The organism is Natronorubrum halalkaliphilum (assembly GCF_009834785.1).
Classification (GTDB): domain Archaea; phylum Halobacteriota; class Halobacteria; order Halobacteriales; family Natrialbaceae; genus Natronorubrum; species Natronorubrum halalkaliphilum.
Genome location: NZ_WUYX01000003.1, coordinates 14,428 through 37,856 on the forward strand (window position 1 = coordinate 14,428; position 23,429 = coordinate 37,856).

The 23,429-nt window shown below is 58.0% G+C and carries 19 protein-coding genes and 1 pseudogene; 13 read left to right on the forward strand and 7 right to left on the reverse strand.

The features are described from left to right. Positions 1-446: 446 nt before the first annotated feature. A complete protein-coding gene (locus GS429_RS00265; RefSeq protein ID WP_160061559.1) occupies positions 447-1,220 on the reverse strand; it encodes a creatininase family protein in 774 nt (257 codons plus the stop codon). Positions 1,221-1,471: 251 nt separating this feature from the next. Between GS429_RS00265 and GS429_RS00270 the strand changes: the two genes are divergently transcribed. The 5 genes from GS429_RS00270 to GS429_RS00290 are packed head-to-tail and all read left to right on the forward strand — an operon-like array spanning position 1,472 to position 7,525. Then, the gene (locus GS429_RS00270; protein ID WP_160061561.1) at positions 1,472-3,043 is read left to right on the forward strand and encodes an ABC transporter substrate-binding protein; all 1,572 of its coding nucleotides are present in this window, start codon (positions 1,472-1,474) and stop codon (positions 3,041-3,043) included. Positions 3,044-3,064: 21 nt separating this feature from the next. Next, positions 3,065-4,069, forward strand: coding sequence for an ABC transporter permease (locus GS429_RS00275; protein WP_201293919.1), 1,005 nt, complete (start codon positions 3,065-3,067; stop codon positions 4,067-4,069). Next, the gene (locus GS429_RS00280; RefSeq protein ID WP_160061565.1) at positions 4,069-5,055 is read left to right on the forward strand and encodes an ABC transporter permease; all 987 of its coding nucleotides are present in this window, start codon (positions 4,069-4,071) and stop codon (positions 5,053-5,055) included. The genes GS429_RS00275 and GS429_RS00280 overlap by 1 nt, the downstream gene beginning before the upstream one ends. A 2-nt stretch (positions 5,056-5,057) precedes the next feature. Next, positions 5,058-6,173 carry an ABC transporter ATP-binding protein gene (locus tag GS429_RS00285; protein WP_160061567.1) on the forward strand — a complete coding sequence of 372 codons (1,116 nt, stop codon included), beginning with the start codon at positions 5,058-5,060 and terminating at the stop codon, positions 6,171-6,173. Then, positions 6,173-7,525, forward strand: a complete 1,353-nt coding sequence (locus tag GS429_RS00290; protein WP_160061569.1) for an ABC transporter ATP-binding protein — start codon at positions 6,173-6,175, stop codon at positions 7,523-7,525. The genes GS429_RS00285 and GS429_RS00290 overlap by 1 nt, the downstream gene beginning before the upstream one ends. Positions 7,526-7,577: 52 nt before the next feature. Here the strand turns inward: GS429_RS00290 and GS429_RS00295 are convergent, their stop codons facing one another. Continuing rightward, the gene (locus GS429_RS00295) at positions 7,578-8,402 is read right to left on the reverse strand and encodes a polysaccharide deacetylase family protein (protein WP_160061571.1); all 825 of its coding nucleotides are present in this window, start codon (positions 8,400-8,402) and stop codon (positions 7,578-7,580) included. Between the two features lie 99 nt (positions 8,403-8,501). Next, positions 8,502-9,593: a phosphotriesterase family protein gene (locus tag GS429_RS00300; RefSeq protein WP_160061573.1), complete on the reverse strand. Its 1,092-nt coding sequence runs from the start codon at positions 9,591-9,593 to the stop codon at positions 8,502-8,504. A 115-nt stretch (positions 9,594-9,708) separates the two neighbouring features. On the opposite strand from GS429_RS00300, the gene GS429_RS00305 reads away from it, so the two are divergent. The 3 genes from GS429_RS00305 to lrp all read left to right on the forward strand — a co-directional run bounded on the left by GS429_RS00305 (position 9,709) and on the right by lrp (position 13,200). Continuing rightward, positions 9,709-10,566 carry a VOC family protein gene (locus GS429_RS00305; RefSeq protein ID WP_160061575.1) on the forward strand — a complete coding sequence of 286 codons (858 nt, stop codon included), beginning with the start codon at positions 9,709-9,711 and terminating at the stop codon, positions 10,564-10,566. A gap of 81 nt (positions 10,567-10,647) precedes the next feature. After that, positions 10,648-11,790, forward strand: a complete 1,143-nt coding sequence (locus GS429_RS00310) for an NAD(P)/FAD-dependent oxidoreductase (RefSeq protein ID WP_160061577.1) — start codon at positions 10,648-10,650, stop codon at positions 11,788-11,790. A gap of 945 nt (positions 11,791-12,735) precedes the next feature. Continuing rightward, on the forward strand, positions 12,736-13,200 hold the full coding sequence (gene lrp / locus GS429_RS00315; RefSeq protein ID WP_160061579.1) for an HTH-type transcriptional regulator Lrp: 465 nt from the start codon (positions 12,736-12,738) through the stop codon (positions 13,198-13,200). Between the two features lie 96 nt (positions 13,201-13,296). Here the strand turns inward: lrp and GS429_RS00320 are convergent, their stop codons facing one another. After that, the gene (locus tag GS429_RS00320) at positions 13,297-13,584 is read right to left on the reverse strand and encodes a helix-turn-helix transcriptional regulator (RefSeq protein ID WP_160061581.1); all 288 of its coding nucleotides are present in this window, start codon (positions 13,582-13,584) and stop codon (positions 13,297-13,299) included. Between the two features lie 175 nt (positions 13,585-13,759). Here GS429_RS00320 and GS429_RS22550 point away from each other — a divergent pair, with 175 nt between their 5' ends. The 3 genes from GS429_RS22550 (at position 13,760) to GS429_RS00335 (ending at position 16,352) form a co-directional block, all read left to right on the forward strand. Then, positions 13,760-14,080 (forward strand): ATP-binding cassette domain-containing protein, encoded by a 321-nt coding sequence (locus GS429_RS22550; protein WP_160061736.1) that lies wholly within the window; start codon positions 13,760-13,762, stop codon positions 14,078-14,080. A gap of 905 nt (positions 14,081-14,985) precedes the next feature. After that, the gene (locus GS429_RS00330) at positions 14,986-15,828 is read left to right on the forward strand and encodes a ParA family protein (RefSeq protein WP_160061583.1); all 843 of its coding nucleotides are present in this window, start codon (positions 14,986-14,988) and stop codon (positions 15,826-15,828) included. Then, the gene (locus tag GS429_RS00335) at positions 15,825-16,352 is read left to right on the forward strand and encodes a DUF7970 domain-containing protein (protein WP_160061585.1); all 528 of its coding nucleotides are present in this window, start codon (positions 15,825-15,827) and stop codon (positions 16,350-16,352) included. The genes GS429_RS00330 and GS429_RS00335 overlap by 4 nt, the downstream gene beginning before the upstream one ends. Positions 16,353-16,474: 122 nt before the next feature. Here GS429_RS00335 and GS429_RS00340 read toward each other — a convergent pair. After that, positions 16,475-16,835, reverse strand: a pseudogene (locus tag GS429_RS00340) (hypothetical protein); the annotation flags it as partial. Between the two features lie 91 nt (positions 16,836-16,926). Here GS429_RS00340 and GS429_RS00345 point away from each other — a divergent pair. Together GS429_RS00345 and GS429_RS00350 are read left to right on the forward strand one after the other, a co-directional pair. After that, the gene (locus GS429_RS00345) at positions 16,927-17,700 is read left to right on the forward strand and encodes an ABC transporter ATP-binding protein (RefSeq protein ID WP_160061587.1); all 774 of its coding nucleotides are present in this window, start codon (positions 16,927-16,929) and stop codon (positions 17,698-17,700) included. Further along, positions 17,697-19,310 (forward strand): hypothetical protein, encoded by a 1,614-nt coding sequence (locus GS429_RS00350; RefSeq protein ID WP_160061589.1) that lies wholly within the window; start codon positions 17,697-17,699, stop codon positions 19,308-19,310. Before GS429_RS00345 ends, GS429_RS00350 begins: the two co-directional genes overlap by 4 nt. 776 nt (positions 19,311-20,086) lie before the next feature. Here GS429_RS00350 and GS429_RS00355 read toward each other — a convergent pair. Both GS429_RS00355 and GS429_RS00360 read right to left on the reverse strand, forming a co-directional pair. Further along, the gene (locus tag GS429_RS00355; protein ID WP_160061591.1) at positions 20,087-20,869 is read right to left on the reverse strand and encodes an SDR family NAD(P)-dependent oxidoreductase; all 783 of its coding nucleotides are present in this window, start codon (positions 20,867-20,869) and stop codon (positions 20,087-20,089) included. A gap of 110 nt (positions 20,870-20,979) precedes the next feature. Continuing rightward, on the reverse strand, positions 20,980-22,938 hold the full coding sequence (locus GS429_RS00360; RefSeq protein ID WP_160061593.1) for a bifunctional metallophosphatase/5'-nucleotidase: 1,959 nt from the start codon (positions 22,936-22,938) through the stop codon (positions 20,980-20,982). Between the last annotated feature and the right edge of the window lie 491 nt (positions 22,939-23,429).

Sequence of the window (23,429 nt, forward strand, 5' to 3'; positions counted from 1 at the left end):
TTCCCAAGTAATTAGTGTTCTCCTTTCCGGAAAACTCTGCGATAGTTTCGAGGGGCTGATTATGGGCAAATCTGCGGTCATTGGGTCGTTGGTGTCTATCTTGGCCTTTTCTTCTCTCAGGAATAGTACTGCAGTCAAGGTTCGGTACGCTAGTCTGTGGAAAACATGACAAAAATGCTCTCTACTGTCCATAACCGATTGAAAAGCTCCGCCGAACATTCGGTGCGCGGAAAACGACATAGCATCGCACGCTGCGGGAGAACCCGTCTTCGAACGGTATTCACCCGTAGAGATTCCACACAAATGATTTTCCGCACGGCGGTTTCAACGTCGTTCAGAGCCGATCACCGCAAGAAGCTCGTCTCGCCGTGTGTTCCGGCTGCGTTGGCGAGGGCGAGCTGCGATGTCTGAGTCACGTCACGAAACGACGTGGGTCGAGTCCCCCATTACTGGTTGCCAGGGGCCGGGTTTACCGTCAGGCTGGGAAGATCCGCGCTGATCGCCTCCAGAATTGCATCGGTCGTTTCGTCGATGAGTTGTTCCATGAATTCCGGATCGGATTCGGTTGGATCGCCCAGTCCGCCTTCTTTCGTAATCTCGTGAAAGTAACTGAACGGATGTGCTTCGAACTCTTCACGCCTTGTCTGCGGTGTTTTCTTCCCGTCTCGGACCTGTTCCGGGCAATAGTGCTCTATCTGACTCGTTTCGTATTCGCCGGCGTGGCCCCACTCCGTTCCGAACCGCTCCTCGAGTTGTTCCCTGGCGAAATCCGTCCAGTGGACGTAGAACACGTTGAGATCGTACTCTCGCTGTAGTCGGTCGATCGCCAGCTTGTGGGGTTCTTTGTTTCCTCCGTGACAGTTCACGATAAGAAGGTTCGACATCCCGTGATGAGCGACACAGCGTCCGAGTTCGACGATCATTTGGATGTACGTCTCATACGAGAACGTCAGCGTCCCGGGGAAGTCGATGTGGTGTTCGGAGTAGCCGTACGATAGCGTCGGTAGACCCAGTAACTCGAGATCGTACTCCGCCGCACGTTCGAGAATCTCGTTTGTGAGGTTCTCGGCGCGGATCGAATCGACCGAGAGCGGGAGGTGTGTTGAGTGTTGTTCGGTACTTCCACACGGAAGTACGGCCATGTCAGCTGTCTGCAATGCGTTCTCTGTTTCTTCCCACGTTAGATTCTCTAACCAGTAGGTATCGGCTGGATCGGCCATGAGAGGCCATATTGATGAACAGGTATTAAATGCTTGGGTCGGTGCTTGTACGTTCTTATAGTTGTACGCCCGTTAGACCCGTGATTCTGGGTCATATCTCGCAAATACCGGCCGGAGAATTTGAATAGTTTCGGACGACTCGGCTCGGTCTCCCTCTGATTCGATTCTCGACTGCCGTTCCTATTTATGAGATCCTATGATTCCCTCTGGCCAATAACTATTTATGGATGTAACTCACAACTGTAACCCGTATGGGAAACATTGACAGGAGGGCATTCCTGGCGACAGCAGGTGCTTCGGTCTCACTTACAGTCGCTGGATGCACAGGGACGGATGACGGTGCAGGAGAGCGGACCACACTGAACGTCGGTCAAGCGTTGAGTCCCGTTCACTTCGATCCTATCGAACAGTTCTCGAACCCCGACGCGATCGTCGGAAACCGGATCTACAGTTCAGTTTACACGTACACTGAAGGATACGATGTCGAACCGGAACTGGCGACTGCCGCTCCCGAGATCGAACGGGACAATACAAGATACACGATCGAATTGCGAGACGACGCTCAGTTCCACAACGGCGATCCGGTAACCGCCGAGGACGTCGAATACTCGATTACGGCTCCGGTTGAGGAAGGGACGCCCCTCGCATCGCTCTTCTCGCCGATCGAAACGACGGAACTCATCGACGAAAACACGATCCAGGTCGATCTCGAGAATCCGTTCGCGATGTTCGAGGAGGTTCTGACTCACCACGTCGTCCCCAAAGACGTCCGCGAGGCGGATCCTGAGGCGTTCGGGACCAGCGATCCCATCGGCTCCGGTCCGTTCCAGTTCGTCGATTGGGAGGAGGGGAACTTCGTCGAACTCGAGCGGTGGGACGATTACTGGGGCGACGAACTGCCGGCGTTAGAACGCGTTCGATTCGAGCCGATCGACGAGTCGACGACCCGGATCACGGAGATCGAAACCGGAGCGAAAGACGTCATCGAAACAGTTCCGCCACAGCTCTGGTCGACAGTCGACGAGATGGATGATACGACCATCTACGACTCACCCAGCGTCGGGTACTTCTACGTCGCGTTCAACTGTAACGAGGGACCGACGGCCGACGCTCGCGTCCGCGAAGCCATCGATTATACGTTTTCGATGGATCAGGCCGTCGAACGGTACATCGAACCGGCCGGAGAGCGCCAGCACAGTCCGATACCAACCGACTTGGCCGAAGAGTGGGATATGCCGGTCGACGAGTGGGCGGAGATCCCACACGAACCAGATCTAGACCGGGCTCAGGAACTGTTCGACGAAGCCGACGTTCCCGACGATTGGACCGCGACGATTCTCGTTCCGCCGGACGACAACCGCGAAGAGATCGGCCTGACGATTGCCAACGGCCTTCAGGAAGCGGGATACGATGCGAACGTCGAACGGCTCGAGTGGGGGTCGTTACTTGATCGCGCCTACACCGGAAACGCGGACGATTACAACATCTACGTCCTCGGCTGGATCCGCTACGCCGACCCCGACGACTTCATGTACAACCTGTTCCACGAGGAAGCAGAGGAGGTCAATCAGGGCGTCTACTATCGCGATCCCGACGTGCAAGAACAGATCGCCCAGGCGAGAGAAACGGTCGACGTCGACCAACGTCGTGAACTGTACATTGACGCGATTACGACGCTTCTCGAGGAGCGAGTCCACTTACCTTCGTACAACTACTACAACGTCTATGCGGCGAAGAACTACGTCCAGGAGTTCGAGACGCACCCGATCGGTCCCGTTAACCCGCGTCTGCTCACGTCGTACAATAATGTCACCCTCGACTAGCAAATATACTCTCCTCACACCATGAGTCTCATTGGATATACTGTTCGCCGACTATTTCAGTCGGTTTTCATGCTAATCGGAATCGCCACGATCACGTTTCTTCTCGTGAATGCGATGCCCGGTGATCCCGTCCGAATCATGCTTGGCCCCGGGACGGACCAGGCGACCATCGACGCCGTTCAGTCCAGGTACGGGCTGGATCAGCCGCTGTACGAACGGTATTTCAATTACATGGCGGGCGTCGCACAAGGTGATCTCGGCAACAGTATCCACTACAACGGAGTTCCAGTGACGGAGAAAATTCTCGAACGACTTCCCGTCACCCTCCTCCTCGTCGCCTCGAGTTTCACGCTGGCGATCAGTATGGCCGTTCCGCTCGGAGCGATCGCCGCGAGACGACAGAACAAAGCGACCGATCACGTCTCTCGTATTATCGCTCTGATCGGCGTCAGCACGCCTTCGTTCTGGATCGGCCTCATGCTCATCATCGTCTTCGCCTATCAGCTCAACGTATTCCCCTCTTCCGGGCTGATTATGCCGTGGGCGCATCCGAGCGACGTTCCACAGGCAGCAAACCGGATCGAAGTCCTCGGATCGTCGTTGTACCACCTCGTGTTACCCACGATCACGCTCGGAACACTCCAGACGGCTGCAATCATGCGTATCCAACGATCGTCAATGCTCGAAGTCCTCAATCGCGACTATATCACCCTCGCTCAGGCGTACGGCGTCTCGAGTCGGACCGTTCTGCGAAAACACGCGCTTCGAAACGCGCAGCTCCCGGTCGTCACGATCATCGGAATTCAGTTGACGACGGCACTCGGTGGCGCCGTGCTCACCGAGACCGTTTTCAGCATTAACGGGATGGGGACGTTGATAATCACGGCTGTCGAGAGTCAGGACTATCCGCTCATTATGGGGGTGACGCTGTTTTTCGGCGTCATCTTCGTCGTCGGCGTACTGATCACCGACTTGCTCTATGCCTATCTCGATCCCCGTATCACGTACGGTGGAGGTGATCACTGATGGCAACTCCCCCGGAAACCGCGGAAATGGGCGATCAGCCGGTCTCGTCATCCGCCGGTGAAGCGGACGAATCAATCCGAGATCTCACCGGGTGGCGATACACGCTGGCCCAGATCAAGCGAGACCGGACGGCACGCCTCGGTTGGTACATCATCAGCGTCGTCTCGGTCGTTGCTATCGTCACCTACGTCGATTCGCAGCTTTTGAACTACTACATCGCGGATACGTTCTGGTACCACCCCGAACGGGATGCCGAGGGGACCGCGTTGCTCCCGCCGGTTGGACTGGAAAACAGTTACGGTGCGGGGACGTGGTCGCACCCGCTCGGAACGGACCAGCGTGGCCGGGACCTCCTCGTCCGCATCGTTTACGGCACCCGGATCGCAATCCAGGTTGGCGTCGTAGCGACGGGACTCGGCGTGATCGTCGGAACGATCATCGGCGCGGTCTCCGGATACTACGGCGGCTGGATCGATGACATCCTCCAGCGAACCGTCGAAACGGTGTACGCGATTCCGTTTCTTATTCTCGTCATCGCGATCATGTCCGCGTTTGGACGTCATCTCTGGATCGCCATCGTCGGCGTTGGTATCGTGACGGTCCCGATTTTCGCACGCCTCATTCGGTCGGAGGTGCTGAAGGTACGGGAAGAGGAGTATATCGAAGCCGCAAAAGCCATCGGGGTCAAGGATCGCCATATCCTGGCCAGACACATCATCCCGAACAGCTTTGCCCCGGTACTGGTCCAGGGAACGCTCCAGATCGGCGTGAACATTCTCATCGTTGCGGGACTTTCGTTCCTCGGATTCGGCGTCCAACCGCCGACTCCGTCTTGGGGCCAGATCCTCGCGGATTCGCGGGGGTATATGCTCCCGAACCCCTGGTTTAGCATCTTCCCAGGAATCGCGATTCTCGTAACCGTCATGGGATTCAATCTCCTCGGAGACGGACTCCGAGACGCACTCGACCCACGAAATAACGGATAACTATGACTCAAGATCCACTTCTCAGCGTTCAGAACGTGACGACTCAGTTCGTTACGGAGGAAGGTATCGTTCGGGCAGTTGACGACCTCTCTTTCGACGTACACAGGGGAGAGACCCTCGGTCTCGTCGGAGAGTCGGGTGCCGGAAAGAGCGTCGCGATTCGCTCGATCATGCGGCTCATATCCTCACCCGGCGAAATCGTCTCCGGGACGATCACGTACAAGGGCCACGTCATTCTCGACCGGTCCCAGGGACCCGACGGCGAGGTACGCGACGGCGAGGCGATGCTCTCGGAGGCGGAGATGCGATCGAAGATACGGGGCCGTGAGATCGCGCTCATCTTCCAGGACCCGATGGAGAGTCTGAATCCGGTGTTCACCATCGGGAGCCAGCTCCGGGAGTTCATCGAAATCAATCGGGACCTTTCGAACGCCGAAGCGAAAGCGGAAGCGATCGAACTACTTCGGGAGGTCGGCATTCCGGAAGCGGAGTCTCGATACCACGAGTACCCCCACCAGTTCTCCGGCGGCATGCGACAGCGCGTCCTCATCGCGATGGCGCTGGCTTGCAAACCCGATCTCATCATTGCGGACGAACCGACGACTGCGCTCGACGTCACCGTCGAAGGCCAGATACTCGACCTGATCGAGCAGTTGAAAACGGAGTACGAGACGAGTTTTATCTGGGTCACCCACGACATGGGCGTCGTCGCCGAGATCTGCGATCGGGTGAACGTCATGTATCTCGGCGAACTGATCGAACAGGCCCCCGTCGACGAACTCTTCCACGAGACGAAACATCCGTACACGGAAGCGCTTCTCAGATCGATCCCCAAACCGCACGAGACGACGGGTGAGTTCGATCCGATTCGCGGGATCATGCCCGACGGGATGAACGCACCCAGCGGCTGTCGGTTTCACCCCCGCTGTCCCGACGCCCGCGAGGTCTGTATGAGCGTCCATCCGGACCTCAGAGAGATCGACGACGGTCAAAACGCCGCGTGTCTGAAATACGATGTCTTCGACGCAGACTACGACGACAGTCCACCACTCGTCGTCGATGAGAACGGCGAGCGGGTTCCTGCAGAGACGGTGGAATCCGTCGGAGGTGACGACTGATGACGGCGAGCGGAGAGTTCGAAACTGGCGACGCGAACCGCCACTCCGGGACGGCTACCGGCACGACCGACTCGACCGACGACGTCTTGCTCAAGGTAGACGGGTTGAGCAAACACTTCCCGGTCGAAAGCGGATTGTTCTCCGGACTGAACGTCTCGTGGGATGGACGCGTTCCCTCCGTCGGGTACGGTCGAGAGTACCTCAAGGCGGTCGACGACGTTTCCTTCGAGATTCGGCGCGGTGAGACGCTCGGTCTCGTCGGCGAATCCGGATGCGGGAAGAGCACGCTCGCACGAACGATCCTTCGGCTGCTCGAGCCCTCGAGCGGGTCGATCGAGTTCGAGGGGAGAGATATCACGACACTCGGCGGCGAAGATCTTCGCCAGCAGCGACGGAACATGCAGATGGTGTTTCAGGACCCACAGTCCTCGCTGAATCCGAGACAGAAGATCGGACAGATCGTCGAGGAACCGTTGAAAACACACGGTCTACTCGACGACGAGGGCAGAGAAACCAGGGCTCGTGAACTCCTCGAGCGAGTTGGACTCGATTCGGACCACTACAATCGCTATCCACACGAGTTCTCCGGCGGGCAACGACAGCGAGTCAATCTGGCCAGAGCACTCGCGCTCGATCCGGATCTCATCATCTGTGATGAACCGGTGGCCTCGCTCGATGTTTCGATTCAGGCCCAGGTGTTGAACACGATGACTGAACTTCAGGAGGAGTTCGGGCTCACCTACCTGTTTATCGCCCACGATCTGAGCGTCATTCGCCAGATCAGCGATCGCGTCGCCGTCATGTACCTCGGAAAGATCGTCGAACTGGGTAACAAGGAAGCGGTGTACGAAAATCCGAAACACCCGTACACGAAGGCCTTGCTCGATTCGATTCCGGTTCCGGATCCGAGAAAGCGAAGCGAGCGAGAGACGCTCGGCGGCGATCTCCCGAGTCCCGTCAATCCACCGAGCGGCTGCCGATTCCGAACGCGGTGTCCAGAATTAATCGCACCCGATGCGTACGACTTCAGCGATGCGGAATGGGCCGCCTTACGGGAACTCATCCGTACGATCGATCGCCAGCTCGTCGAACCGTCACCACCGGAAGCGCTCAGACGTCAATTCCTCAACGATGTCGATCTACCTGCGGCCGCCGACGAAAGCGTCGAGCGGGCGCTCGAACTGTTTGCCGACGGGGAGCCCGACCGCGCCGCCGAACTCCTCTCAGAGTCGTTCGTAGCGCCCAGCGTCTGCGCTCGAGATGTACCGAGTTACGAGGTCGATTCCACCAACGGGACCGAGGCTCGCTTCGTCGCCTGCCATCGATACGCCGAGGAGACGCCGACCGAGTAACCATCGGCCGTCTCGTTTCCTGACGCTCGATTGCCCCCTCAACGATCCCGTTTCAGTTATCGACGAACTCGGCGGCGACACTCGAAAGCGTCCGGAAATCGACGTTCGAGAACTCTTTCAGCGACTCGAGCAACTGATCGAGATTTGTTAACCGATGCGATTGGCCGCTGACCTGCGGATGAATCGTGAGGACGAACACGCCGTCGTCAATGTGCTCGTGCATCCATTCGAACTGCGTTAGCCACTGATCGAATACCGATCGTTCGGTGACGAACCCCTGTCCGCGTCGGTACGCGAACGGCGGGAAGTCGTCGCGTTGCCACGAGACCGGTAGCTCGACGATGTCGGTCGGCTCACCTCTATCAAACGGTTGGTCGAGCGGAGCTTCCCATCCGGTGCGGAGTCTGTACGGGTGAAAATCTGCCCCCATCTGACTCGAATCCCACTCGAATCCGAGATCGCGAAGGATCGAAAGCGTCCGCGGTGAGAAGTCCCACGACGGTGAGCGAAACCCGATCGGTCGTCGGCCGGTGAGCGTTTCGATGCTCTCGATCCCGCGTTCGATATCGCTCCGCTCTTCGGCTTCGGTTTCGTAACTCGACAGCGGCCGGTGGGTCCAGCCGTGATGCTGGATGTCGTGTCCGCGTGACCAGACCGCTTCGCACGCGTCGGGAAAACTCGCTATCGTGTGCCCCGGGACGAACCACGTGGCCTCGATATCGTGCTGGTCGAACAGTTCTAACAGCCGCGGCGTCCCGTAATCGACGCCGAAGAGCCCCCGCGACAATTTCGTCGGACTCTCCTGGCCGTCGAATAGATGGAGCCACGGCGATACCGCATCGAAGTCACACGTAAGGCAAACCGTCGATCGAGACATACGGAGACCACGGGCTGAAATACCTAAATGTTGCCGTCTCAGACGACACCACTGCAGGCTGACGAGTAGTTGTTTCGGCAATGATTTCCAGCGACCGCCTCACTCCGCGAACGTCAACAGCCGCTTCGGGTTCGCCTCGAGCACGGTCGAAATCTCCTCCTCGCTGATCCCGCGGTGACGCATCATCGGAACGATCGTCTCCAGAATGTGGGCGTAGCCGTCCCCGCCGTAGGAAACTCTGCTCGTCTTCGTTGCGACGTCCTGGGAGAGCAAAAGCTGCTCGAGATAGCCGGCATCGATCAGTTCGCGAATGGACTCGACGCGCCACGTATCGGACGGGTATCCGTCTTCGATGGCCTCGAGATAGGCGTGGCGCCCGAACAGGTCGTACTCGAGGAACGCCCCGCGGCCTGCAACCCGTTTCTGATACTCGAGATCCGCGTAAAGCGATCGGTCCACGTGCCCGATGACGACTCGTTCGGGCGCGATCCCTTCCGCTTCGACGATGTCCAGAATCTCGAGGCCCCACCGCGACGTCGGATACGTTCGGTCGCGTTGGCTGTACGGGGTCTTCCCCGGCGGATGGATCGTCAGCGGCGCACCGGTGTGCGTTGCCGCTCGTGCGGCCGCTCGAAGCACCTTCTCCTCGTCGTCGTGGATCCGACCACTCACGCCGATTTCGCCGATAATTCCCGCCCGGACGTCGGTGTCGTTGATACCGTCGCGGACGTCTCGAACGAACTCATCGGCGATCGCGTCCACGGTGCGATCCGTAAGAGCGTTCGGGTGTGCTCCCTCTACGTAGTAGCCCGTTCCGTGGACGATCGTGAGACCGGTCGCTTCGGCGATTGTCCGAACACCAGCGGGATTCTCGCCGAGTCGTTTCGGCGTCACGTCGACGACTGCGTCACCGCCTGCCCGCGAGAACTGCTGGAGTTCGTCGACGAGTTGCTCAGTGGCCGTTGCGCGAAGGTTGTCCCGAGTGCTGGCTGGATGCCGTCGGAGCCACGAGAGGTGCTCGATCGAGACGCCCTGTCGGGCGATCGCTCGTTCGGCCGCAGATTCGGGTTCGACGAACAGTGCGTCGGCCCCGTCGAAGAAGACGTGCTCGTGTGGCAGCGTCGTTCCGAGTTCGTCTGGATCGATCCTTCCGGTTACGGTAACGATGGAGCCGGTATCCGCGCTCGACATGGGTACCGAGATGGATCGTATCCACGTATACGTACCGCTCCTCGGAGCCGCCACATATCCGGCGCGTCGTCGGATAATCGTGTGGATTTATCTTCTCCCGGCCACAGAGTGACGTATGGACGGCGGATTCAGCGCGTTCCAGTTCGATCACGCAATCTTCGCCGGGCGGGACCTCGAGTCGATGAGCGACCAGTTTGCTGCTTTGGGACTCGCCCCTGAGTACGGCGGTGTCCACGCAAACGGTGTCACGCACAACGCGATCGTTGGGTTCGACGACGGTAGCTATCTCGAACTACTCTCGACCGTCGAACCGGACCAGACGCCGCCGCGGCGTGAACGATTGATCGGCGAGACGGCGGGACCCTGCGGATGGGCCGTCCGGACGACGGCTCTCGAGACAGCGGCCGAACGCCTCAGAAGTAGCGGCCTCTCGGTCGAGGGCCCCGTCGCAATGGAACGGCGGACGGACGATGGCGAACTGGCGACGTGGGAGTGTGCGTTTCTCGGGGACTGCGTTCCCGGAACGCGGTACCCGTTTCTCATCGCCGACCGAACGCCGCGGTCGCGGCGTGTCCCCTCGAGCGACTCCGTCCGCGGAACGGAACTGACCGGCGTTCACTCGGTACTCCTCGGCGTTTCCGACCTCGAACAGGCGATCGCCGAGTACGAACGGTACTTCGATCTCGAGTCCGTCACCCGGTGGACTGACGCCGATCTGAACCTCGAAGTCGGGACGTTCGAGGGGTCGCCGGTAACGATAACGGCACCGCTTCCGGAGAACGAGTGGCTGACGGAACGGCTGGACCGATTCGGTGCACTTCCGTGGGGATTTCTCCTCGAGACGACGGACTTCGATCGAACAGCGGCCCGGATCCCTCTCCGACGGTGGCCACAGCCGTTTCCAGAACGGGCCGGTTGGATAGACGAAGAGTTCGGCGTCAGCGGCCGACTCGGGGTGATCGAAGGTGCCTGATCGACGCCAGTCGTTCGAGGAGCGCGCGTACGCCACGCCCCGTTTCGCGAACGGAGCCCGTTCAACAACTATGCGAGAACCATGACTCGAGAAACCTACGACGTAATCCTCGTCGGCGGTGGTATCGTCGGTATCAGTACCGCCTATCATCTCTCGACGCGGACGGATCTCGACGTCGCGCTGTTCGAGGCCGACCGCATCGGTGGCCGGTCGACCGGTCGATCCGCTGGCGGTATCAGACAGCAATTTGCGACCGAACTCGAGGTCCGACTCGCGATGGAAAGCGTCGAGCAGTTCGGACGGTTCGCGGAGGAAACGGACCGCGTTACGTTTTCCCAGAACGGTTACCTTCTTCTTGCGCGGACGGACGAAGAGGCGGCCCGCCTTCGAACGAACGCGAAGAGACAGCGTCAACTCGGTCTCGATGTACGGGAACTCGCCCCGGAGACGCTCACGGAGTACGTCTCCTATCTCCGACCTGACGATATTGTCGTGGCAAACTACTGCCCGACCGATGGCGTTGTTGAGCCTCACACCGTCACGAGATGGTTGTCCGACCGTACGCGAGAAGCGGGCGCCACTGTCCGCGAACAGACACCGGTTACCGGCGTTCGAACGAACGCTACGGGTGAAACGAGCGTGATCGTCGGAAACGACGAAATCAGCGCCGAACACGTTATCGTCGCTGGCGGTGTCTGGTCGGAGCGATTATTCTCTACGATGAGGCTCTCACTGCCGGTCGATCCGACCCGCATTCAAATCGTCGTGACGGACCACCATACCGAAATCACCGAAGACGATCCGTTCGTGATCGATTTGCAGCGAAAGATGTTCTTTCGCCCGGAAGGTGGCTCCTCGTTACTCGTCAGCGGACAGCATCCGACGGCTGACGCGCCGGCGGATATCCAGAGCTACAACAAGTCCCACGATTACGCTTTCAGCGCGGCAGTGTCGGAGTTCTTGCTCGAGCGGACTACCGGCCTCGAAGATCTCCAGATTGCAACTGGTTGGGCCGGACTCAAAGGCGTTACACCCGACGGGCTTCCGCTTGTCGGCCCCGTTTCGGTCGACGATGATGAGGGACTGATCGTCGCGACAGGGTTCAACGGTCACGGGTTCATGCTCGCACCGGCGATCGGTCGTGCGCTCAGCGAGTACGTTGTCGAGGGGACGTGGACGGATCTCAACCTCGAGCCGTTTTCACCGACCCGGTTCGATCGCTAAGTCGCGTCGGCTTTCCGGAATCGGTCCGCTATCGTCGTCGCAGCGTTTTGCGGGCCCTTTTCAACGAATGGCTCCACACACTACTCTCGGACCAATCAGAAGTAACCACTCACCAAATCAACATACTGTGGAGTTACTATTCATTGTCGTTAGCCAGTAAACGGTTCATATAATTGGTGTTCCACGGGCCCAAATCTGTTTTTAACGTATCGGGGGCAGTTCGGTTCGGAAACGGTCGGCAGTTATAAGGGCCACTGAACGTCACTGCATACCCGACTGTACGATAGGTCCGTAGTCAGTGCGGGAACCGTATTAGTTGACACTACAGGGCGATTCGTACTCGTTGTGGGCTGCCAGATCCGAGTATCGTTTGTTCGATCGATTTGCCCGTACCGGGCCTGATAAGCTAGTTATCGGTCGTTCGTTGCTCGGCCTCGAACTTAGTGAAACCGTCGCGACACCGTTTTACGGAATCGCCGCTCGAAGGCGTGGTACCGGCACCTTTTCATCTTCGCTAACGGGATCTTGTTATACTCTTGAATAAAATCATCATTGGCCTGATTTACTAATACACTCAGAAATTTGAGCAACTACTTCTGACAGCGATTATGGGAACTCGAGTTGCCGTTCCGGTGAAGATCGAGAACTGTTTCCGCCGCGAACGGTCGGAGCTCGCTCGTAGTTTGCGTTACGGCTCCTCTCGCAGTAGGCGTCGAGTCAGTCGCTGCGAACTCGTCGCTGACGAAATTCTGCTGATGTATAGTTGAAACGGCCCTGACTATAGGCTGTTTTTCGAGCGAAACTCCGGTGTTGTTCGACGACAAACGGTTGCCGTCGTAGCGAGTATCCAATCCTCTCGCACCCCGTGACTGCAACCCTCTATTAGACGAAGAAGAAACTGGATATTCGTAAACTTCTAGTAGGCGGCGTGAGTTGCGGTACTCAATGACCTACGAACATCTGGACTCAGACCTGATCAATGAACTGTTAGATAACGGCCGATCGAGCCTTCGCAGCCTCGCTGAGGAACTCGATGTCTCCGTCACCACCGTCTCTAATCACCTCTCTGACCTCGAGGATGAGGGCGTAATCGAGGGCTATACGCCGAAGGTCAACTACGATGCGGTCGGCTACGACGTGACTGCGGTCATGCAGTTCAAGGCCGAGGGTAATGCGCTTCCCGAAATTACCGAAACCCTCCGTGAGCATCGGCAAATGATCTCCGTCTACGAGGTTACCGGCGACTACGACGTCATTGCCATCGGCAAGTTCCAGGACACAGACGATATGAACGATCAGATCAAGACGCTGATCACCGATCCCGATATCAATCAGTCGAACACCAGTATTGTTCTCAACGCCGTCTCCGAGAACGAGCAGTTCGAACTCGAGACCGGCGAAGAAAACTGATACGGTCTACTGCACCGTCCACTATATTTGCTGCCCGGGAGACGGGCAGGATGCTCCTCGGTATCGGCCGTATCCGTCATCCCGTTCAGTCTGTCGTCACTCTGCGAGGAGGTCGTCGACGTACTGTGCTTCCCAGTCGCGTCGCGCTTCGATTTCCCGACGTCCGCGTCGCGTCACCGCGTACACGTTCGTTCGTCGGTCCATCTCCCCTTTCTCGAGGAGTCCTTTGTCGACGAGCGTATCCAGATTCGGATACAGTCGTCCGTGGTGAATCTCGGATTCGTAGTAGTCCTCGAGTTCCTCTTTGATTGCGAGACCGTGTGGCTCATCCAAGCCGGCTGTCACATACAATAGGTCGCGCTGAAATCCAGTTAAATCGTACATACACTGCTATACGAAAAATAGGGTATTAAATATATGGGATTATGACTGACTCGAATCTATGAAAGATCTCGGTCATATTTGTTACTGAACTCTCCTGTAGTATCTCTCTAGCGGATAGGATCAGTGATTCGCACTTCATCCAAAATTGTAATGGAAATTACCAATAACCGTCGGACTGGGGGAACTCGTGGCGATTATCGGATTGCCCGGCGTCGGGAAGACGACAGTCTTCCGCTTCCTTGCCCCGTTCGAACGACCACAGGGTGGCACGCTCGAGTACATCGGTACCGGTATCTGGCAACTCTCCAACGAGCGCAACACGAGTACTGATCCAGTCGTAGTTTTTGTTCGCTCGAGAGTTCGAGCAGTGGCCACGAACGTATCGAATCTATTCTGCGATGGGACAAGCGATCTCCCGCGTGTAACATACAGTGGTGGCCGTGGCGTATCAAGACAATGGAGACGATTAGCTCCGCGGGTTCAAATCGTCGATTAGGTCTTACGGTTATACTAATTCGTTAGGCTAAATTGGTGGTTGGCGGAGCGGGCAAAGGGTGCCGACTGTGCTTTGTAGCTCTTCTTAGCCAGTCTGTCGGGTGGTCTAGTTGACTAGTCTAATTGGGTAGGCTCTTCGGTTAGGTTAGCAGTTGTGGACAGGATCTCCAAGCAACCCTTCTGTCTATCTATATGGGGTTGTGAGTTAGGCTACTGGTGTAGTCTAATCAGTTAGGCTGTATGGTTGGTTCAATAGTGCCTGGACGAACTGGGGCTGGAGATTAAGTCTATTCTGATGAATGGTGTGGGCATGCTATTTGGATAGGCCACTCAGTTAGATTATCTGGAAAGGCTTGACTGGGCACAACCACTGGGAATTCTGGCTGGAACGTGGTTGTTGGTTAGGCTGACCGATTAGGCCAATGAGAAAAGCCATTTGGATGGGGAAAAAGTCTAGCTAATTTTATAGGCGTATTGCGCAAGATGGGGGCTTTACTTCCGGACCGCGACTACAACGACAGGGCTGCCGTTGCGTTTGTCCGCAATTACGGTCGGATTCAAACAGCACCGTTCTGGGTCAGGGGCTATCGGCGGGGTCGTTCGACCGGAGTACCTAGTCGACCGACCGAATCGGTTAGGCTATTCTGTTAGGCCATCCAAAAGCTCCAGCTGAATTAGTTTCTCTTCTTCCGTATGAGTTAGACTAACCAATTAGGCTAATGGTCTGGTCTGTATTGGTGTCCTATTCCGAACGACTACAGATCTATGCTGGCCGAGAAATCTGGTCGGGAAGGGGGCTGGTCACTCGCAAATAGCAACCACTCACGGACTATTGGTTAGGCTAACCAGTTAGCCTTCCCGATTCGTATGACGAAGAATTATATTCGGGGAGACTAACTGGTTCGTATGCTCACGTATACGACCTATTCGGAGGCCGGCGGCGTCGGAAAGACGACGGTCGGTGCGGCGTTGCTCGAGACCCACGCCAGTCACGGACTCGACGTCCTCGCGATCGATATGGACCAGCAAAACGGCTCGCTTACGTACCTCCTCGACGTCGACGCACCCCGGGACGACAGTCAGGCCGACAATATCGTCCGCCATATGATCGATCGTCCGAAGGGGCCGCTTCAGGATCTCATTCTCGAGACCGACTACGGCTTCGATCTGCTACCGAGTCACAACATGCTCGAGAACCTGGAAGAGTTGTTGACGCGCGCTCAGCGGATGGCCGACGATCTGGGCGAGGGAGACGAGTTCGATCCGTACGACAGACTCCGACAGGTGCTGCTGGAGGCCGGTGTTCCACAGGAGTACGACGTGATCGTCATCGACCCGCCGGCGACTGCGGGCCCGCATCTCTACAACGCCGTGTCCGCGACGCGAAGCCTGGTGATCCCGGTCGAGCCGACGGGGAAAGGAATGCAGAGCGTACTCGGACTCGAGGAACTCGTCGACGGATTGGAGGATCGCCTCGAGGCAGAAATCGGCGTGCTCTCTGCGGTTCCGAACGGTATCGGTCGGACGTCCGATCAGGAGCGCTATCTCACCGAGATTCGAGACCGCGGCTATCCCGCACCGGTTGCACTCCGTGATCGATCCTCGCTCTTCGAGGGCTGCTGGGACCAGCAGTGTACGCCGCGACACTACGTTACGGAACACCGAGACCGGCAACGCGATCACGAGATGGAGACGCTCGAAAAGATCGACGAACTGGCGGCGACGATCGAGGAGGTGGGTGGCCTATGAAGAAAGGCTCCGGAAGCGATCCGTTCGCGGACGTCGTCCAGGAGGAAAGCGACGAGTCGGGCGGCGAGGAGACGACGGACGAAACGGGCAGTGTGTCCGATTCCGGCCCGGAATCGGAACAGTCAACGGCTGATCAGGCCGCGGACACGACAGCGGATTCGACGGACGCAGCCGATGTGACTGAAACTGCCGAAACGACCGAGACAGGCGATGCGAGCACTGAGTCGGACGCGGACTCGAGTGAAAAAATCGTTAGTGAACCGCCTCAGGCGGGGGCCGATGACAACGGCGTCCCCTGGGTGTACGTCCGCGATAACGTCAAACAAGACCGCGAGATGGTGCAGTTCTACCTTCGAGATTATCTGGTCGATGCGGAAGGGGAGTTCGTCGATGCGGTAAGCGAGGAACTCGGTACGGACGTGTCGAAGACCGACGTTCGGGAGGCGGCCTACGAAGCGGCGATGCACAACGTCGACGAGGTTGCCGATCGTCTTCGTGACTGGGGATTCGAATCCGAGAAGTGAACGGCGCCAAAATCACCAGATAGCAAATCAGCCGAGGGTCCTCCGTTGGGGAGTCCTTCGCCACTGTAATTTCCCAAAATAAAGACATTCAGCACCAACTCCCGTGCAGTTGTCCACTCCAATCACTCGAGAAGTTCCCGTAGCTGAGCAACGTACGGATTATTGGCCCAACTGCGGTGCGAGCTGATCGTTGCCAGCAACGTTCGGGCTGGTTGTCGGACATATGGCTGTTCCGGGCGTAATCACAATGAGTCGTGGCGTGGGAACGATTCGCGAGGCCTGCAACACGGCATGAATCAGCGCAAAATTCGTTCCACCGAACTCGTCGGTCAGGAACCCGTCGACGTCGAGTGTGTTCGCGAGGACGATTCCGTCGGTTTCACCGTCATCGAGGCCGAACGTGGGCCGAGACGACGGTGTATTCGATCGATCGTAGGGGTCCGTGAACGTATAGTACTCTCGAGCCGCGAGGACGTTCGTCGCTGGACCACCCACCTCGTTCACACCTCATAGTGGATCTCTATCTATCAAAAGTTAAGTACCAAAACATCTCTAATCTAATAGATAGTTCCTGATGTCCGCTCCATCACTGGCACTGGCGATCGAAGCCAACGGATTGACGAAGCGATTCGGCACCACGACGGCCGTCGACGGTGTCGATCTCGCCGTCGAGCGCGGGACCGTCTACGGCTTCCTGGGTCCCAACGGCGCGGGAAAGACGACGACGATGCGAGTACTGACGACGCTGACGCGGCCGACGTCGGGCGAGGCGTTGATCGCGGGCAACCCCGTCAGCGACCGCGACGCCGTCCGTTCCTCGATCGGCTATCTGCCGGAGGAGCCGCCGCTGTTCGACGAACTCTCAGGCCTCGAGCAACTGGAGTACTTCGCACGTCTCCGCGATATCCCGGCCAAGGAGGCAAGTCGACGCATCGACGCGTGGCTCGAGCGCTTCGGACTGGCGACCGATGCCGGCAAGCGGATCGAAGACTACTCGAAGGGGATGCGCCAGAAGGTCGGCCTCATCCAGGCGCTGTTGCACGAACCCGACGTCGTCTTTCTCGACGAACCCACGAGCGGACTCGATCCACGGGCTGCACGGACGGTCATGGACGCCATCGCGGAGATGGCCGCTGAGGGGCACACGGTCTTTCTCTCGACGCATATCCTTCCGGTCGTCGAGGAACTCGCCGATACTGTCGGCGTGCTGTACGACGGCCGACTCGTCACCGAAGGGGCTCCCGACGAGTTGACCAGGCAGGTCGAGGGCGCCGAAGCCGGATCGACGCTCGAGGACGTGTTTCTCGCGGTGACGACTGACCACGCGGCACCGGCGGAACAACGATGAGACAGTGGACCCACGTGACGGAGATCGGCCGAATCGAACTTCGACGACGCTGGCGAGTCCTGAAGGGAAACACCGGCCAGCTGATCGCGATCACGCTTACCGGCCTGTTCTTCGTCCCGCTCTCGATGCTGGGAATGGTCGGGCTCTACTTTTTCGGGCGGGAAATTGCATCCGGCGGCATCGAGATGCCACTCGAGTGGGTCCGGATGGGCAGTATTTACCTGTGGCTGTCCGTCGCGGGGTTCGGCGGCTATCGTGCGTACGCGACGGCACTTCGACCGGATCGACTCGACGGCCTCCTGACGACCGTCTCACACCGCGAACTGTTGGGCGGTCTCCTGTTCGCCGAGTACGTTCTGTGGGGCGGGGTCGCGGTTCTGGCCAGCAGCGTCGGAGCGCTCGCGTTCGCTGCAGGGGCCCGATCCGTCGTTCTGGCTCCGCTCGGATTCCTCGCCGTCTGTCTTACGCTGACGACGGCGCTGGCGCTTGGCTTTCTGGTGGCGCTCCTCGTCAGGAACACCGGCGTCCGGTCGAAGCTTGCGACGCGACTGCGAACCGTGCTCTTCGGAGTGCTCGGAATCGCGTACTTCTGGCTCATCATCTCACAGAACTTCGCCAGCGTGCTCGAGCCGCTGTTTCGAATCCTCGAGCCCACGCCGGTCGGCTGGTACGGCGATCTCGTCCTCCTCGGCACTGTTTCGGAGGCGTCGATCGGTCGGAGTGTCGGGGCCGTTCTCTCGAGTGTGTTGTTCGTCCTTGCGAGCGGAGTTCTCCTCCCACGGCTCGCCGAATGGCTCTGGTACGCTGACGGCGTCCATATCGAGCATGAGGTAACGGGAACGACGGCAGCGGCGGCCGGTGAACCACGCCTCTCGACCCTCCTTCCGCGGCCGGTGGTCGGCGTCGTGCTAGCGGACTGGAAACGTGCGCGCCGAGCGCCGATCGCGCTGTCGTTCGTTCTCTACCCGCTCATCGTGTTGATCAGTCCAATCATGACGGTCTTCCAGACCGGAACCGTCGGGAGCACGTTTCCACTGTGGATCGTTCTCTGTGGAGCGTGGATCGCGGGCTCGCTGTTCACGCTCAACGTCGTCGGGAACGAGGGTGCCGTGCTCCCGGCGACGCTGTTGGGTGGTGCTCCCGGCCGAACGCTCGTCGGTGGCCACGTCGTCGCCGGAACGCTGCTCGTGGCACCGGTAACTGTCCTCGCGACGGTCGGTGTCGGTCTGGCCAGTCCCCACTCCGTCGCGTCGGTCCTCACCCTCGCTCTGAGCGGACTCGTGCTGGCGCTCTGTGCCGGCCCGATCGCGACGGGTATCGGTGCGGCATTTCCGCGCTTCGAAGCGGTCAGCGTCTCTCGAAGCCGGAAGGCGATCGTTCCGAGTATGCTCGCGTTCACCGTTTACTCCGTGGTGTTGTTCGTCGTGGCTCTGCCGGCGCTGCTCGGCCACGTCTCGTTCGTCGCCGACGCGTTCGCGTCGCTGCTCGGCACCTCTTCGTTCGTTATCGCTCTGAGCGGAACGGTGCTGACGGCCCTCGCAGCCGGTCTCCTCGGCGTGCTATCGGCGTATTACGCGGTCCGGTCCGTCGAGACGTTTCACTTCGATTGAGCCGACCGATCCACGACTGGCCAATCAGCGGGTGAGTGGTCCGTCGTATGATCCGTGGGCACAAAGGACTCACGTGTTCTGCCGGCGAGTTTTCTCCCGGGAAAAACTCGTTCCTTACCTCGGCGGCTCTCTTGACGGTGGGACCCGACGAAAGCGATGTGATTAATTTGTGATATTGTTCCAGAGGTGCTGTTTCGTGAAGCGAGAACGGATATCGCCTCGACTGGTGGTGCTCGATATTCAATCTCCCTCACCGACCTATCTCCTCCGAATACAACTCGAGAAAAAGACATATATAGTGTAGAAGTGATCGGAAGGCGGTTCACGATTGAGTTCGCAAATCCGATCCGCCGTCGACAGTCGACGAGGCCCCGAATCACGTCGCGTTCGGCGAGACAGTGATTCAACTCGGCGAACATCGCTGTTGACTGTACACCGCTGCTAATCAAAAACGAACCGACCCCTTCAGATGCGCTATGCCTCACGAATACGGTCGTACCAACAGAACCATCCCCGTACGCTCACTGAGAAACATGCCCTCGACGATGCCGTGTTCTCGTCGGTGGGTGAACCATCTTCAACCGACCTCCGCCGAACTGGAATCCGGTTCCGATCCGAAAAACATGGGAATCGAAACCCTTCTAAATATATACTCTGTGTGATAAAATAGGACAACTCTTTGTTTTCAATCCATTCTAGCGACGTAAACCATCAACCGCTAAATCGTGGCATTGACCCTTCGTGTCTGGCACGCTGGGACAAACCAAACGCGACCCTCAACACACTTGCCACCCACCGTCTACGTGAAGTAGCTCACCCGTAACGTACGCCCCGTCGTCGCTAGCCAAAAAGAGGTACGCCCCCGCCACGTCTTCGGGCGTTCCGGCGCGGCCGAGAGGAACCGGTTTGAGTAGTTCGTCTTCGGCGACCATTTCTTCCGCCTGGTCTTTCCACCCCTCCGTGAACTCCGTCGCGATCTGGCCCGGTGCGACACCATTGACGCGAATGCCGTCGTCCGCGTACTCGAGAGCTGCCCCGCGGGTGATCATCTTCACCGAACCTTTCGACGAATCGTACTGGACTTGCTCACGCTGTGCGAGGTCGGAGCTAATCGATGCCGTGTTGACGATGACGCCGGGATCCTCGCGGTCGATCATATCCGCTGCGGCGACTTGTGTTCCGAAGAACGTTCCTTTCGAGTTAACTCCGTGGATTCGATCGAACTCGGTAGGCGTCACATCGCTCATCGGTTTCGGAATCTGGAGACCGGCGTTGTTGATCATCACGTCAACACCACCGAACTCGTGTGCACGTTCAACTAACTCCACGATGTCTTCCCGTTCGGTGACGTCCGTCGAAACGTACTCACCGTCCCCGTACTGTTCGTCGATTACCACGTCGGTCGGTGTCGTCGCGTCTTTTGGTTCCCGATCGATGTCTCCGTTGAGTACCGTTGCACCCGCTTTCGCAAACCGGAGCGCGATCTCGCGCCCGATCCCGGACGAGCCACCGGTTATGACTACCGTCGTTCCCTCGAAGTCGTAAGTCGGTCTTCCCATGTCCTCTCGGTACACAGTCGACCCCTAAAATACTGCCGAGATGTTGTACCGCGACGTCTTTTCCCGACCTTCCGGCGGGAGTCGACTCGACGAGGTCACATCGTGTGACTTCAGTACCGGTTCCAGGGCGTATCGATGGTCCCCTTGAGAACGAAGTACTCCCACTCACCCGAAACCGGTAGTTCCCGAAGGGTTCCGTCTTCATCCTCGTACCCGTAGTACTCGTCGTCGGGTTCGAATCCACCGAAGACGCGGATATTCGCGTCCGAAGGACCGGTTCGCATGGCCGTGAGGATCGGCGACGAAAAGACCACCTCGATCTCGTCTTCAGTCGCGGTGACGGTTTCTGCACGAATATCGTCGTGGTGTTCGGTAACGGCGTAAAAGCTGTCCGGATAGATCGAGAGCGCCGGGTCGGGACGTTCAAACGTGAACGTCACCTGTTGACCGTCGACCTCGAAATCCGTCGGGTGTCCTATTTCCGCATCGACCCGCAGAATTCGGTTCCCCTGTCGCGGCTCTACGGTTCCCTTCTCTTCGAGGTATTCGAGGACGATCTCGCCGAGTAAATCGGTCGTCTGATCGACCACGTTTGCTCCCTCGAGGACGTCTCTGGCCCCGAGCAGGTGATCGGTCGTCACGACCTCGTAATACTCGTCTTCCTGAATCGGTTCCCCCTGCACGTAGACGTTGCTAATTTCGGGACGGTAGTACAGGTCCCAGTCGTCCTCATCGTTAGTGACTTCGTGGGAGTTGTACTCGTACTGCACGCCGCCGACCTGTTTTGCCGGCTCTGCACCAAAGTTCGTTTCGGGGAATCCCGGTTGCGCCTGTCTCCCGAGCCACTCAATCAACGTTTCGCCGGTGAGTTCGATTTTGACGAGGGTGTTCGGGAACGGCAGGATGTCCATGATATCTCGGCCGGTAATCGATCCGGGGCCGTACTGTTCGCCCGATCGGATACCGCCCGAATTCTGGATCGCGACGTCGCCACCCATTTTGTCCAAGAACGCATCACAGATCAGGTTCCCCATGAAACTCTCTCTCCCGTAATTGACGCCCATATCGGTGTCGAGTAACCTGTCGACCGTAAACGCCTCGCCACCGAGTTCGTCGTCGAGTTCGTCCATCCACCGGTCGACGACCGCTTGTACGTCCGGATCCGGCTCGACGTCGGAACCGATGTCGACCCGTTCCCATTCGACGAAGTCGCCGTTGGCGTCGACGGTAAGGGCTCCGAGGTGATCGAACTCCTTTCCGACGCGGCTAACGATCGTTCCGTCCACCATCGTCGGGTCTTCGTCGCCGGGATCGACGTCGCCCGAGGAACCGAGCAACGCGTCGATTCCGTCGACTTGCTCGGGGAGGTTGAACTTCTCGCCTCGCGGAACCCGACCGGCACCGATAATGATGTCTGCTCCTTCGTCGGTGAGTGCCTCGACCGCCGCTTCTGCACCTTCTACCTTACTGAGGAGATCGTACTCTTCCGGATAGTCAGTTACCGAGTAAAAGTCTTCACGGGCGGCTGAAAAGAAGCCGACGGTCAATCCGCCGGCGTCGATAGTGGTCCACCGCTCTGCTTCCGGTATCGGGTCGCCGTCGATATGCAGTTGAGCGTTCACCCACGGGAAATCGCTCTCTTCGAATCGCTGCTCTGCCACGTCTGCACCGAAGTCGAAGTCGTGGTGGCTGATGCCGTTGACGTCGAGTTCCATTTCGTTGAGCGCTTCGATAATGTGTTCGCCCTCGAACAGTGCGCCTTCGACGGATGGGGAAAGGTCGTCTCCACCGCCGACGAACAGCGTGTTTTCGTATTGGTTGCGCAACTCTTCGACCTTGGTCTGATAGCGAGCAATGTTCGCCTCGTCTTCGTCACCGAACCGACCTTCGAAGTGCGTATCGTAAATGAGTGTGACCGTTTCGCCTTCGTCTTCGCTCGCACCGACGGTGCCGACTCCGTTCAGCGCGGCGAGAGAAATCCCGCCGGCAGTCGCTCCTAAAATGCGTCGGCGCATTCCGTCGATTCGTCCGTCATCCGATTCCGTCGTCCGATTGTTATCGTTCGTCATTGGGTATCAACACCGTGCGACTTCATCTCACACATCTATCCAACACTGTATAACATTTTTTATTGTTATTTTGATGAATATCCAAACAGTAATACTGTAATCACATTATGACAGAATCGGTTGGAAGAGTCCTGGATCCGGTTCAACGTTACCCACTGAACGATAAGAACATCTGAAACGAGCGTTACACCAAGTACAGAGCCGTCGTGCGATCAGGTGTGTAGTACTGTTCAGCGACTACTATCGATAGTGGAGACGGAGACGTTCCGTTGCGATGCTGATGATATCTGGGCCCGTTCTATTATACAGAACGATTAGCGGCAGGTTCAGTTCTCCCTGGTATTTAGCGTACTGCAGCACTGCGTTACATGCATACTGCTGTAAACATATCCGATGTGGCACTCTTCGCGCTCGAAGCGGATTTACATTAGTACTGGTGTATACCACTGGATAATAGCTCCTGGAACGTTACCTGGCGGCAAATTACGAAC